This window comes from Culturomica sp. (assembly GCF_003524185.1).
GTDB classification, from domain to species: Bacteria; Bacteroidota; Bacteroidia; order Bacteroidales; family Marinifilaceae; genus Culturomica; species Culturomica massiliensis.
This window is the reverse complement of record NZ_DOED01000041.1, coordinates 39,289-53,182: the sequence shown is the minus strand read 5'-3', so window position 1 is coordinate 53,182 and position 13,894 is coordinate 39,289. Positions and strand designations below refer to the sequence as shown.

The window sequence follows — 13,894 nt, the reverse complement described above, 5'->3', positions numbered from 1 at the left end:
ATCAGGATAAAAACAAAAAAATATGGAAATAAATAATTCAAAAGAAAAAAGGATCCGGGAACTGGAAGGCCAAATCAAGGAACAGGAAAAATTGGCCTCATTAGGAATGTTAAGTGCCGGCATCGCTCATGAAATACAAAATCCGTTGAATTTTGTCATTAATTTCAGTAAAATATCCGGTCAACAGCTATCCGATTTAAGCGGCATCATCGACGAAAACAGCAGGCACATACCGGCAGACGACCGTCAAGATATAAAAGATATCCTGACCGGTCTGCAAGAAAACATGAAAAAAATCATGGAGCACGGCAATCGTGCAACCGGCATCATCCGCGGTATTTTACTCTATTCCAGAGGGAAAGAAGATGAATTCATTCTCTCACGGGTACAACAACTGACGAAAGAATACGTTTGGCTTGCCTATCACGCGATGCGGGCTAATTACAAAAATTTCAACATAGCCATCCGTGAAAACTACGCCGAAGATATTCCTCCCGTTAAGTTGATCCCACAGGATTTCAGCCGTGCCATACTGAACGTCATGAACAATGCCTGTTATGCCGTATGGAAAAGACAGCAAAATTCTCCGGAGGCATATTCGCCTGAAATCAATGTCACCCTGGAAAAGCAAGGCGACCGATTTATCCTGTCCATCCGGGACAACGGCGAAGGCATGAACGAAGACGTAAAACAACGTATTTTCGATTCGTTCTTTACAACCAAACCGGCCGGTCAAGGCACAGGACTTGGTATGGCTATCGTACGTGATATTATCGAAAACAAACACCACGGAAAAATACAATTCGATTCGATACCGAATGAATACACCTGTTTCCAATTCATTATACCCATTATATGAAACAGACATTGCTCTATATTCTGTCGGTCTTGCTCTCTCTGCAATTAGCGGCACAAAGTACAGACAGTGCCCGGGACTCGTTTTCGAAAGCTGAAATGTGCTACAAAACCGGAAAAATAGAGGAAGCCCTTCGCCTGCTGGAAGAAAACCTACCGGCTTATAAAGATGCCATGCATACAGGAGCCTACCGTCTGACTGCATTGTGCTTATTGGCTTTGGACCGGTTTCAGGAAGCCGACCGCTATGTGACGCTATTATTGAAAGATGAACCCTATTATTACATTTCTTTACAGGATCCGGAGCGTTTTGCAGATATGATCAAAAAACACAGGGAAACCAAAATGACCCTGGTTACAGCATCACAGCAGGTAGAAACTCCGGAAGAAGCGCCTGTTCCCGTCATTCTGATCACGGAAGATATGATAAAAGCAATCGGTGCCGAATGCCTGCAAGACGTACTGATTGCCTACGTACCCGGAATATCCGGTTTGGCTTCCAACGAAGAGATGAACATCGCTATGCGGGGAGTCTATTCTTCGGGACAAGAAAATATACTCATCATGCAGGACGGACAACGGTTAAACAGCTACATCACAAATGCCATTTCACCGGATTACAGCATCAGCATGGCAAAAATCAAGCAAATCGAAGTACTCCGCGGACCGGCTTCCTCTCTTTACGGGAGTGTGGCTCTGACAGCAGTCATCAATATCGTCACCAAAAACGGTATGGACATCCGCAATGGTTCCATATCCGTCGGAGCCGGAAGTTACGGCCGGTTGACTGCCGATCTGCTGTTAGGGCGGCACGATATGCAGATGGATTTTATAACCTGGTTTTCTTTGTACCGGGCAACAGGAGAACCCGTCTTTATTCCCGCTAAAAAACAATATGCCCTCTATCCGAAAGACGGGAGCATCCGGCTGGACTGCTACTCCAACTTTCCGGCTATGGATGGAGGCTTTAAGTTACAACGGGGAAATTTTTTGTTGAGTTTCAGCATGAGCTATGCCAAGAAAAGACAACCTTACAGCATGTGGCTGTTTGCATCTCCCTATTCATACGACAAATTCCGCACATTCGACGGCTCCGGTCCCGGCTATTCAAGGTTATCGGCCAGAGAACAGGCCGTTTACAAACGGACATGGCAAAATCTGACCTTCAGCACCTCTTTCTATACAGACTGGAATAAAAATGTCAGATACGAAACTGCCGGAGACACTCTACACGACTATCCCATTCCCCCGGAACACGGTACCGATACTATTTTTCCGGAACACGGACCATTTCAATATATCCGTTGGCAGGACTTTAACATCGGTTTTAACAGCCGGGTAAATTACAACTACGACTGGGGCAAATATGGAAAAGGAAACCTGCTCGGAGGTGCAGAATGGAATCGGTATGCCCTATACGACTCCGAGTATCTGGAAGGGATGAATTTCAACGAAATTGTCCGGGTCTGGACAAACAAACGACTTTATATCGGAAATGAAATGAATATAAATATGTTTCTCCAGCTCAAACACAATCTGAATAAAAACTGGATTGTAAACGCCGGTGTCCGGTACGACTATAAAAAGCGGAAAAACGGAAAAATCCTGCAAGCGCTTTCTCCACGCTTATCCCTTATTTACATAAGAAATAATCTGAACCTGAAATGCAGTTATTCCAGATCATTTGTCGACGCCCCCTACTATTACAGAAATAACGACATGGATACCTACTCGGGAGGTGAAAATCTGAAAGCCGAATATCTGAGTTCTTATCAACTGACCTTTGCTTATCGTCACCAACCGTTTCACGCCGATATAGAATGTAATTTTTTCTACAACCGGGCCTCGCATTTTCTGTTTACGCAACCCGAAACCCGTGTTTACGAAAACGCCGGCTCACTGGATATGGGAGGTATCGAAATCGTCACCCGTTATAAAACCGGAAGAATAGATGCTAATGCCCATTTCTGTTACCAGAAAGTATTGAAGTATGCCTATTTTTTCGTCACAGACGGTTATGTGAATAATGTACCCGACTTTTCTGCCAATGCCGTAGCCGGATATTTTTGGATAAAAGAACAAAAGCAAACCTTTTCTACCTATCTGAATTTTCATTACAGCAACGGTTGTTATACCCAGGTCAGCGTTCTGGAGAACGGGATCAACGAAAAAGCAGTCAACCATACACTCCACCTGTCCGGCTACGCCGTTTTTTCCGCTACGGCCCGCTACAAATACAAAAATCTGGAAGGAAGTATCAATATCAACAATTTTCTCAATCATAAATACGAATACGGAGGAGCGATGCTCCCTATCCGACAAAAAAGCCGCTGGATATCCGGCAAAATAATGTATAATTTTTAAATCACAAACAGATGAAAAACAACATTCAAAGAATACTTTTTCAAACATTAACCGAACAAGGTAACAAAACAGCCGTCATCGCAAAAGACGGTGTCATTTCTTATCGCCAACTGGACAGTTATTCAGCCGGAATCGCACAGTATCTCAAAGAAAACTTAGCCATACCGGAAGATACGGAATTCCGGAAGATACGCATCGGAATCTGTATGAGCAGAAACAGTACATTGATTCCTTCCATCCTGGCTATCTTCCGGTTGGGCGCGACTTATATTCCGTTAGATCCAGAACTCCCGGAAAAACGCAAACAATATATAGCTGAAAACGCAGGCCTGTCTCTTTTATTGACAGATTCATCGGATAAAACGAAGGAAATTCCCGGTATCCGGCAGCTTTCCGTCGATTTATCGCAAATCCCGCAAAATTGTACCTGCGGATATATACAGGCCCGGCCCGACGACTGTGCATACGTCATCTATACTTCCGGAACAACCGGAAATCCCAAAGGCGTTCAGATCAGCTATATGAATTTAAGCACTTTTACAGAAAATCTGACGGCCCTGGAAATACATGGCCTAAACCCTGCTACCGACCGATACCTGGCTTTTGCCAGCGTCGGTTTTGATGTCTCCATACTGGAACTGATGCTTTGCCTGCCCACCGGAGGCACGCTGGTTCTCGCAAGTCAGGAAGAGCGAAAGGACATATCCCTATTGACCGAACTGATTAAAAGGGAAAAAGTGAACGTAGCTTTCCTGGCCCCTTCCCTTCTGGCCCACTTTCCCCACCTCGACTTCCCTCCTCTCGAAATATTACTCTTCGGAGCAGAAGCCATCAGCGAAAAGCTACTCGACCGGTTGAAACAGCAATCTTATACCCTGATACACATGTACGGTCCGACTGAAAATACCGTCATAAGCACGACACGAATTGTAAATGCCCATACCCCCTACGACAACATCGGTTATCCATTGAAAGGAATTACTTGTTACGTATTGGATGAAGAGCGAAAACAAGTCTCCTGTCACATCACGGGAGAACTCTATCTGGGTGGATTACAGGTTTCTCCCGGATACATCGGAAACGAAGAAATAAATGAAAAAGCCTTTATCCTGTACCACGGGGAACGGTTGTACAAAACGGGCGACCTGGTACAAAGGATGCCCGACGGTTCGTTACGCTTTATCGGACGAAAAGACTCCCAAGTCAAAATCAGAGGATTCCGGATCGAACTGAATGAAATTATGGAACATCTGAACAAAGATCCGGAAATAGAGAAGTCTTACGTCACAGTCATCGAACAGAACGGCCGTCAACTATTGGGTGCCTACCTGCAGCCGGCAGACAAACATAACTTCCGCCTGGAAGAGGTAAAAGAACGATTACGGGCTGAACTCCCTCAATATATGATTCCCAACCAATGGCAAACAGTAGACTGTTTCCGGCGCAACATCAACGATAAAATAGATACCCGTAGCCTTCCACCTTTTACCCTTACAGCCCAGGAGTATATACCGCCGGTTCATTCCGGAGAAAAGATATTATGCAATATTCTGAAAAACATGCTGGGCATTCCGGAAATCAGTGTTGAAGTGAACCTCATCAATGATTTAGGACTGACCTCACTGGATATTCTGAAGCTCGTCGCCGAAGCCAATGAGCAAGGGTGTCCGGTCACTGTACCGGCCGTTTATACCGCCGGAACAGTACGCGGGCTACTGACAGCTTCAAGGCAATGCCCCATCTATTGGTATAAACAACAACGCCCCGACAAACCGGTTATCATTCTGGTATGCGGAGCAGCCTACTTCAACCACCTCTATTTTCAGTTTGCAGACCGCCTGTATTCTCAATATGATCTTTTAGTCATCGACGCCATATACGATCATTTCCCGAAAGTAGCAACCGATACCCAAGGTTTACTGGACTATTATGTCCGGACCGTACAACCCTTGATCCAAGGACGTATAGTTTATGCGCTTACAGGCTTTTGTATGGGTGGTGAACTGGCCGTCGGACTGGCAGAACTGCTGCGCCGGTCAGCCGGAATAAATCCCAAAGTCTTTTCCCTGGACGGACAAGCCTGGCAAAATCCTGCTTTGAGTCAAAATTATCCGTTACTGATATTCCCGGGAGACTCCGAAGAAATGATCCGCCGACGGAATGAAATCACAAACACATACCTCCGAACCACGCCCAATCTCATATACCAAGGAGAAGTCGTCGTGATTTTATCCGGACTGTTTCACCAACAAGCCGGAATATCTCCCGACGAGCCCTGGACAGAAGAAAATTACCGGATATTTAAAGAAGAATACGACAATTGCGAAAAGCTATGGAACAAATACTACCCGGATGCTCCTGTTTTCCGCCTACCGACAGACCATTGGAACTTTTTCAAAGACGAATCCCTGGAACAATTACTAACTTTCTTTATCTCATAAAATAATGCAAACCGATAATTTTACAATAGGACGGAAAGAACTTCTCGTCCTATTGGTATTGACACTGCTTCTTCCTTTTCCCATCAACTGGGCCCTGGTAAAAATGAATCCATTGACCTTAATGGCAGGTGCTGACGACGTCCCGACCTGGATCAACTTCGGAGGCAGCTATATCGGCGGTATTATGGGCGGTATTATATCAATTCTCATTCTGAACAAAACGCTGCAACAAACGGGAGTTCTCCACCACGACCTGAAAATACTGCAACTCGACACCATCGTCTATACCCAGCAACAAGAGTGGCTGACCGGCTTTAAACAGGAGATGGCAGAAAACCTGAAAGCCATCGATCTATACGTACTGAACACCGTCGTCTCTTCCATCACTATGAAAAACTATACCTATGCCAAAGAAATACTGACAGAGATCAACAAAAATCTGGAATACCAAATGGTAACCGCCTCCTTCTACTTCACCACCTCTCAATTATCCCCGGAAGAACAAAAATACATGGATCTTGTCCGGCAGGTGCAAACAGAATACAGTTCTTTTATCAAAGACATTCTGTATTACATCCCTTTGGCAGAAACCTTATCTTCCCGTAAAAAACTTACCTACGACAGCCTGATGGACTATACCCTTTCCCAATACGATTATCTGCAGGAAAATACCGGTGCATCCTCCGGTCCGAAAACCGTTATTCCGCAAGTCATGGAAATCGCCCCCACCGACAACATCAGCCGCGAACTCGAACGGATCATGGAAGAACGTCTCACCGAACGCACCCACCTTTACCACCTGAAATCCGCCCTCGCCCAAACCACCCACCACCTCATCCTCTACGAAGAAAAACGCATCAACGCCATCCTCTATAAATAAAATAGGCGACTATATACCATTTTACAGTATAACACCATTTACAGACGTATTCTATTCATATACCAATGAGAATTGCGTTATCATCGGTACATGGGTAAATTCTAAAAATCCTTTCACATCGAAACACTAGCGAAGATAGGACAAAACAAAAGCTCTGCCGAAAGGGAGATTCTAACTTTGCAACTTTTTTAAAACAACAAAAATCAAAAAAACGAACAATCGTTACAATTTTTTGATTTTTGAATGAAAGAGGAAAGAAAAGAAAAATCCTGTAACATTTGGATAGTTACAGGATTTAGCTTGTTGTGTCGCTTTTTAGCTTTTCCTTTCAGTGATCCAGGCGGGATTCGAACCCACGACCTACGGCTTAGAAGGCCGTTGCTCTATCCAGCTGAGCTACTGGACCAACACTTTTACGGTTTGGCGGTGCAAATATAGTTGATTTTCGGACGAATACAAACTTTTGTTTCAGTTTTTTTGCAAACTACAGCATATCAGGATTTTATTTTACGGGGAGAATATGTATTTTTGCAGCTTCAATCAAAAAAACAGCATGGAACATCCTGTAAAAGCTAATTTCTGGGCATTGAGTCCTTTGTTTATATTTCTCGGCGTGTACTTGATTACCTCATTGATTGTCAATGATTTTTACAAGGTACCTATTACGGTGGCCTTTGTCATTTCTTCGGTGGTGGCCATACTGATGACGAGAAGGGAAAAATTAAGCGACCGGATTGCCCGCTTTTCCGGTGGAGCGTCGGATAAAAACATCATGCTGATGATCTGGATTTTTATCCTGGCGGGAGCATTCGCACAGTCGGCCAAAGCAATGGGTGCCATTGAAGCCACCGTCAATCTGGCATTGCATATCCTCCCGGACAACCTGCTACTGGCCGGTATTTTTATCGCCGCCTGTTTTATTTCCCTTGCCGTAGGCACCTCGGTCGGGACCATCGTAGCCCTAACACCGGTAGCCGTCGGAATTGCAGAAAAGACAGGAGTGGAATTACCGTTTATGGTAGCCATTGTGGTAGGCGGCGCTTTTTTCGGCGACAACCTTTCCTTTATTTCGGACACCACCATTGCTGCGACGAAAACCCAGGGATGCCGGATGAAGGATAAATTCAAAGTCAACAGCATGATCGTCGTACCTGCGGCAGTGCTCGTTCTGCTTTTCTATATTATTGAAGGGGTACAGGTACAGGCTCCGGCACAGATCGCAGAGATCGAATGGGTAAAGGTTATTCCTTACGTTGCCGTGCTGGGAACGGCTCTGGCGGGTATTAACGTCATGCTGGTACTGTTGCTGGGAATCGGTATTACGGGATTGATCGGGCTTTGTACTTCGGGCTTCGATCTGTTCGGCTATTTCGGAGCTATGGGAACCGGTATCACCGGCATGGGAGAACTGATCGTTATCACTCTGCTGGCAGGCGGAATGCTGGAAATGATCCGGTACAACGGAGGTATTGCCTACATTATCGAACGCCTTACCCGGCATGTAAGTTCCAAACGGTTCGCCGAATTGAGTATTGCGGGACTGGTATGTCTGGCCAACTTATGCACGGCCAACAATACAATCGCCATTATTACAACGGGACCGATAGCCCGTAATATTGCCGAACGTTTTCATATCGACCGCCGGAAATCGGCCAGTATTCTGGATACATTTTCCTGTTTTATCCAGGGCATCATCCCCTACGGCGCCCAAATGCTGATTGCCGCCGAACTGGCCGACCTATCGCCCCTGGCTATCATACGCTATCTGTATTATCCGGTGCTTATCGGTATTTTCGGACTTTTGGCTATCGCTTTCAGATACCCGAGACATTATTCCTGAATCAGAATCCGCTCAAAGCCCTTTCGTATTCAGCCAATGCCACTTTATACTGATAATAAGCGGACACGACATTCGTATAAGCCTGCAGCCAGGTTACCTGTGCCGAAAGCACATCGATAACCGGCAGTTTTCCTTCGTTATAGCTAAACGTATTCAATACCAGATTGTCGTGGGCGATATCCAGAGAAGAAGAAACAATCGCTACTTTTTTCAGGGATTCGGTCAGATTCACCCAGGCATTGTTCAATTCAAGGCTGATCTGATCGGACAACTTACTTCTTTCCAGCTCTTTCATCTGTTCCTGTACCTCACTGACCCGCACATCCTGCCGCCTCTTGCCCCAATAAAACACCGGAATATTCAAATTGGCAAAAGCAATGGTGGAAAAGCGCTTATCTCCGTCGATATTGATCAAGGTCGTTCCCCATTTTTCTTTTATACCGACAGCCAGATTCGGTAAATAACTTGCTTTCATCAAACGGGTCTGTACCCGGGCCAGTTCGATATCCTGTTCCGCCATCAGGTAATCGGGACGCTTTTTCAGGGCTACATCCACCTCCTGACGCAACGGAAGCGCCGAGATATGCTGTATCGAATCAGCCAGCCCTGTATCCGTATCGGCAGCAATTCCCATCATGATATTCAAGGTCTGCAACGAGGTCCGGTAATTGGTGGCACTCGTATTCAATTGCACTTCCGCTTCTTTCAAACGCGACTGCACCATCAGTACATCCGTTTTACTGATAGCACCTTCCGTAAAGCGCTTACCCACGACATCGAACAATTCGCTGACAATATTTACAAACCGGTCAGCGATATCGTACAGGTTCCGGTTCGCCACTACCGTCCAGTAATTGACATCGGCCGCATACAAGATATTGTCTACAGTATATTCCTCTCCCAGGCGGGCTATTGCCTCCTGCAAACGGGCGGCCTCGTATTGCTTGCGGACGGCACTTCCCGCATAGATATTCTGTACCAATCCGGCCTCGGCACTGTAATTATCGTGTTTCAGGTCGGTACCCGGCATAAAGGTTACATTCTCAATCTGGTAGGAATAACTGCCGGTGATATCGACCTTCGGGAAGAAACCGGTCTTTACGCTTTTCAGTGCGTATACCGCCGCATTAACGGCTTCCTGCGACTGCTTTATCTCCTGATTATAGTCAAGTACTCTCTGCCGGTATTGCTGTAATGTCAGAGATTGTGCCCGGCTGCCGGCACTCAGGCACAATAATAATCCGATCCATAATATATTTTTCATACTGATTTTTATTTAAGTCTGCCGCCCCTGTTTATATTTTTACATACTCTTTACACAATATGTCTCAAAGATGTTAAGATGTACCTACATCATTTTTTTTCACTTGCCGATATTCTATATATCAAACTATAGGTAACCGGCAATACAATAATCGTCAGCAAGCTGGCTACCAGCAAACCACCCATAATACCTGCCGCCATACCACCGAACATCGCATCGAACAGCAGCGGCAGCATACCGAGAATGGTTGTTCCCGAAGCCATGGCCACCGGGACAATTCTGGACTTGGTAGCCTGTATAACCGCATCCAAAGGCATCAGGCCGTTTGCCTGCTCGATACCGATCTGATCTACCAGTACAATTGCATTCTTAATATTCATTCCCACCAGGCCGAGCAGACCGAGCAAGGCAAAAAAGTCGAACATCCGCCCCAGCAACAGCAAACCGAAAACCACGCCGATAAAAATCAGCGGCACCATCAACAGGATGACCACCGGTTTGCGGTAAGTCCGGAAAAGCAATAATAAAACGATAAACATCAGAATAAAAGTCAGAGGCATATTGGCTGCCAAGGCTTGATTGGACTCCACCTGGCTCTCATCTTCCCCGAAAAATTTCATGGTGTATCCCTGCGGGATCTCTATGCTTTGCATTTCCGACCACAATTGCTGAAAAGCCTGTTTGGTATTGGCCCCCCGCTTGGGATCACACTGTGCCATCATAACCCGGTCGCGGTTATAGCGTTTAATAACATTGTAGTTATAATTCAAATCGAAACGATCAATAACCTGTGCCAGCGGAACGACATTTCCGGTTGCAGAGAATACCGGCAAAGTACGCATATTATCCAGATTACCGGCATCGAAATTCTCTTCTTTCAATAAAATAGGCATAAACAAATCTTTCTCCCGGTAATCTCCCAGCGGTAAACCATTGGTCGCAATTTTCAAAGCATAGGCGACAGCCTGACGGGTTATCCCCAGGCGCTGCCCTCTTTCCTGCGAATACACCGGTTCCCAAACCGGAACTTTATTACCCCAGCTATTACGGATATCGGTCACCCTATCATTTTGCCGCATAATGCCCATAGCCTGTTCTGTCAATGCTTTCAGCGTATCTATATTCTCTCCGATAAAACCGATCTCAATGGCGGCTTCTACAGCGGGAGACAGTTTGAACAAAGAAGAACGAATGAGCAGATTGGGATAATTATGCCGGACATAAGTATTCAGGCGTTCTTCCATCACTACTGTGTAAGATTTGTCTTTTAATTCTATCAGTATGTTACCGAAATTCGGCTTCGGTCCGAAAGAGGTACTCGCCAGATAATAACGCAGCGGAGAACCGCCGATCGTCGTCGACACATTCACGACTTCTTCCTGTTGCATCAGATACTGTTCGATATCCGTAAGCATTTTTTCCGACTCCCGGATGCTATAACCTTCAGGCAAAAAACAATCGGCCCGAAAATAGGGTTTGTCCATATTCGGAAAAAAATTCTGCGGCATCAATCCCATGATGATCATGGACACGACAAAAAGACAAACGACAACGATCACCGTTACGATTTTAAAACGGATAAGTTTTCGTAACACCCGGGCAAAACCGTTGTAAAAACGGGTATCATAAGGGTCTTTCCCCCCGGTATCTGCTTGTTTTTTTAAAATAAAACTCCCGAACAACGGGGTCTGGGTCAACGCCAGTATCCAACTCAAACCCAACGATACAGCCAGCACCACAAACAAAGGTTTGACGATTTCCGCTACGGCCGAAGGTGCCAGATACAAGGGCAGGAAAGAAAAAACGGCAATCAGGGTAGCCCCCAGCAATCCCCATTGGGGAATCGTTGCTCCCCGTATCAAAGCTTCCCGGCGTCCGATACCCCGGCGAATCGCTATCTGGGCATTGTCCGTCACTACGATAGCATTATCGACCAGCATCCCCATGGCAATGATAAATGCTGCCAGTGAAGTACGGTTTAGCCCGACTCCCATAAATTGCATGATCAACAGGGTACCGCCGATCGAAAATAAAAGGGAAGAACCGATCAGCATCCCAGCCCGGGCTCCCATTACCAGCAAGATGATAAAAATCACAATTGCGAGCGATTCCGCCAGATTAAGTAAAAAACCGTTATTGGCTTCCCGGGCTATCTGATCTTCCGGATACAAGGTTACCAGGTCAATGCCGACGGGCATTAAAGGCAGCAATTGCTGCAACTTCTCCCTCACCGATTCCCCGGTTTTAACCACGTCTTTCTCCGGTGCCGTAGCGACACCGATTCCGATCGCCCTTTTTCCATTTACCCGCATCAGACTTCCCGGCGGATCCATATAACCTTTTTCGATAACGGTTATATCTCCCAAACGAATTTGCCGTCCGTTGTCCGTTACCACCAACTGATTGCGGATATCGTCGAGCGTTTTATAAGTCCCTTCTGCCAATATTTTCAACTCCAGATAACCAGCCCTTTTTTCCCCGGTATTTATCAACGAGTTTTGGGATTTTATCGTCTGCATCACCCCGTTCAGATCGAGTCCGGAATTGGCCAGTTTAGACATGGATATAAACATATTCACCACCTCCGTTTGCTCACCGTAAAGGGCCACTTTCTGTACCCCGTCCACTGTTACCAGTTCGGTTTTTATCCGCTGTCCCCACTCTCTTAAATCGTGGTATGAAAAACCTTCCGAAGCAGTCAGACCGAAATAAATTCCAAAAACGTCACCGAAGTCGTCCGATACGGTAACTCCGGAAGCCCCCTGGGGCAACTGGGGCTGGATATTAAGTACTTTCCGCCTCAGCTCATCCCACATTTGGGGCATCTCACCGGGAGGCGTCGCCGGGTCGAGTTCGATATTGATCTTCGACATCCCGTAAAACGATTCCGACTTGATCTTATATACCCGCCGCATCGACTGTATCTCCCGCTCGATAGGCTCGGTAATCAGTTGCTCGACTTCCTGCGGTGTTGCTCCCGGGTACCGGGTAATCAATACCGCCGATTTTATTACAAAAGGGGAATCCTCTTTTTTACCCAGGGATTCGAACGCCAATATTCCTCCGATCATCAATATCGCCAGGAAAAAATAAATGACCTTCGGATTGTCCAATGAATATTTCGGAATATTCATACACTTCAATTTATAATCAAAAAACCGTTAATTCTGTTGTCAGTACATCCACTTTCTGCCCTTCTGTAATAAAATTCATCCCGTCCACCACGATAACATCTCCATCCTGTAAACCTTTTGTAATTAACACATTATCACTACCGAACAAGGAACCGATTGTAACCGGCAATGCGGTTACGGTGGAATTTTCCGGATGATAACGCCAAACTGCTGTCCGTTCGGTCAGAGGATCCATAAACACGGCACTCAACGGAACGACATAATGATCCGCTATCCGATTATCCGTCCTCAGATTTACCCGGACAGAAAAACCGGGATAAACGGGATATTTCGTCTTATCAAAAAGGGGATCATCGAGAATCAGTCTGACCGGAATCCCTGCTCCTCCCGGCGAGGCATCCACAAATTCCTGCACCCGGGCCTGAAAGCGCAGTCCCCGGTAAATATCAAATTCAACAGTCACCTGCATCTGCTCACGGGTAAGCCCGACACTCGTCTCGGGCAAAACAAACCACACCGTCAGCTTATCCGGATTGACCAATCTCACAATTCGTTCCCCCGGTTGTACTTTCTGGTAATTTTCAACATATTTTTGTTCGATAAAGCCATCGAAAGGGGCATACAAACGAGTATCTGACAACGCTTTTTCCGAAGCCCGGTATGCCGAACGGGATTGTATATAGCCGGCCTCCGACATCTCGAATTCCTGCTGCGAAATCGCCTGCATTTCCAATAATCTCCTGTCTCTTTCCAAACGGGAACGGGCCGTAATATAAGCGGCTTTATTGCCGTCATTCTGCAACTGATAATCGGTAGGATCAATCGCCGCTAACAGAGTTCCTTTTCTCACCGTCTCTCCGGCATCGATATTCATCTCCACCAAAGGACCGCCGACTTTAAAAGCCAGATCACTGAATTCTTCAGCCGCCACAATTCCGGTATATACTTTATCTAAAGCACCAGGCAAAGCGACGGTCCGGACCCGGACAGGACGTACGATATCCTGATAGGATTTGCCTTCATTACGGCTACAAGCCGGCAGTAGATACAACAAGGCAATAAAATACAAGAGTTTCATAGCGGGTAGTGTGATTTTCATCGTATAAAACCGTTCCC

Annotated in this window: 8 protein-coding genes and 1 tRNA gene; 5 read left to right on the top strand and 4 right to left on the bottom strand. The window is 46.0% G+C overall.

Annotated features, from left to right (window positions below; translation table 11 throughout):
• Positions 1-22 precede the first annotated feature (22 nt).
• From DD657_RS13835 to DD657_RS13820, 4 genes are read left to right on the top strand one after another with little or no spacing between them, the layout of a single operon-like run.
• Positions 23-859 carry a sensor histidine kinase gene (locus tag DD657_RS13835; protein ID WP_118773848.1) on the top strand — a complete coding sequence of 279 codons (837 nt, stop codon included), beginning with the start codon at positions 23-25 and terminating at the stop codon, positions 857-859.
• Positions 856-3,219, top strand: a complete 2,364-nt coding sequence (locus DD657_RS13830; RefSeq protein WP_287050471.1) for a TonB-dependent receptor plug domain-containing protein — start codon at positions 856-858, stop codon at positions 3,217-3,219. The genes DD657_RS13835 and DD657_RS13830 overlap by 4 nt, the downstream gene beginning before the upstream one ends.
• Before the next feature lie 11 nt (positions 3,220-3,230).
• Positions 3,231-5,660: an amino acid adenylation domain-containing protein gene (locus tag DD657_RS13825; protein ID WP_287050469.1), complete on the top strand. Its 2,430-nt coding sequence runs from the start codon at positions 3,231-3,233 to the stop codon at positions 5,658-5,660.
• 4 nt (positions 5,661-5,664) lie between these two features.
• A complete protein-coding gene (locus tag DD657_RS13820) occupies positions 5,665-6,540 on the top strand; it encodes a hypothetical protein (RefSeq protein WP_118773851.1) in 876 nt (291 codons plus the stop codon).
• A gap of 332 nt (positions 6,541-6,872) precedes the next feature.
• Here DD657_RS13820 and DD657_RS13815 read toward each other — a convergent pair.
• Positions 6,873-6,946, bottom strand: a tRNA-Arg gene (locus tag DD657_RS13815).
• A gap of 147 nt (positions 6,947-7,093) precedes the next feature.
• Between DD657_RS13815 and DD657_RS13810 the strand changes: the two genes are divergently transcribed.
• Positions 7,094-8,380 (top strand): Na+/H+ antiporter NhaC family protein, encoded by a 1,287-nt coding sequence (locus tag DD657_RS13810; RefSeq protein ID WP_287050467.1) that lies wholly within the window; start codon positions 7,094-7,096, stop codon positions 8,378-8,380.
• A gap of 1 nt (position 8,381) precedes the next feature.
• On the opposite strand, the gene DD657_RS13805 is transcribed toward DD657_RS13810, so the two are convergent.
• The 3 genes from DD657_RS13805 to DD657_RS13795 all read right to left on the bottom strand — a co-directional run bounded on the left by DD657_RS13805 (position 8,382) and on the right by DD657_RS13795 (position 13,877).
• Positions 8,382-9,644: a TolC family protein gene (locus tag DD657_RS13805; protein WP_287050465.1), complete on the bottom strand. Its 1,263-nt coding sequence runs from the start codon at positions 9,642-9,644 to the stop codon at positions 8,382-8,384.
• Positions 9,645-9,733: 89 nt separating this feature from the next.
• On the bottom strand, positions 9,734-12,778 hold the full coding sequence (locus DD657_RS13800) for an efflux RND transporter permease subunit (RefSeq protein ID WP_287050462.1): 3,045 nt from the start codon (positions 12,776-12,778) through the stop codon (positions 9,734-9,736).
• Between the two features lie 16 nt (positions 12,779-12,794).
• Positions 12,795-13,877, bottom strand: a complete 1,083-nt coding sequence (locus tag DD657_RS13795) for an efflux RND transporter periplasmic adaptor subunit (protein ID WP_287050458.1) — start codon at positions 13,875-13,877, stop codon at positions 12,795-12,797.
• Positions 13,878-13,894: the final 17 nt, after the last annotated feature.

What these genes read in the sequence shown, in the direction of transcription:
- DD657_RS13835 (WP_118773848.1), top strand. Translation starts at nt 23, where the DNA reads ATGGAAATAAATAATTCAAAAGAAAAAAGGATCCGGGAACTGGAAGGC.
- DD657_RS13830 (WP_287050471.1), top strand. Translation starts at nt 856, where the DNA reads ATGAAACAGACATTGCTCTATATTCTGTCGGTCTTGCTCTCTCTGCAA.
- DD657_RS13825 (WP_287050469.1), top strand. Translation starts at nt 3,231, where the DNA reads ATGAAAAACAACATTCAAAGAATACTTTTTCAAACATTAACCGAACAA.
- DD657_RS13820 (WP_118773851.1), top strand. Translation starts at nt 5,665, where the DNA reads ATGCAAACCGATAATTTTACAATAGGACGGAAAGAACTTCTCGTCCTA.
- DD657_RS13810 (WP_287050467.1), top strand. Translation starts at nt 7,094, where the DNA reads ATGGAACATCCTGTAAAAGCTAATTTCTGGGCATTGAGTCCTTTGTTT.
- DD657_RS13805 (WP_287050465.1), bottom strand. Translation starts at nt 9,644, where the DNA reads ATGAAAAATATATTATGGATCGGATTATTATTGTGCCTGAGTGCCGGC.
- DD657_RS13800 (WP_287050462.1), bottom strand. Translation starts at nt 12,778, where the DNA reads ATGAATATTCCGAAATATTCATTGGACAATCCGAAGGTCATTTATTTT.
- DD657_RS13795 (WP_287050458.1), bottom strand. Translation starts at nt 13,877, where the DNA reads ATGAAAATCACACTACCCGCTATGAAACTCTTGTATTTTATTGCCTTG.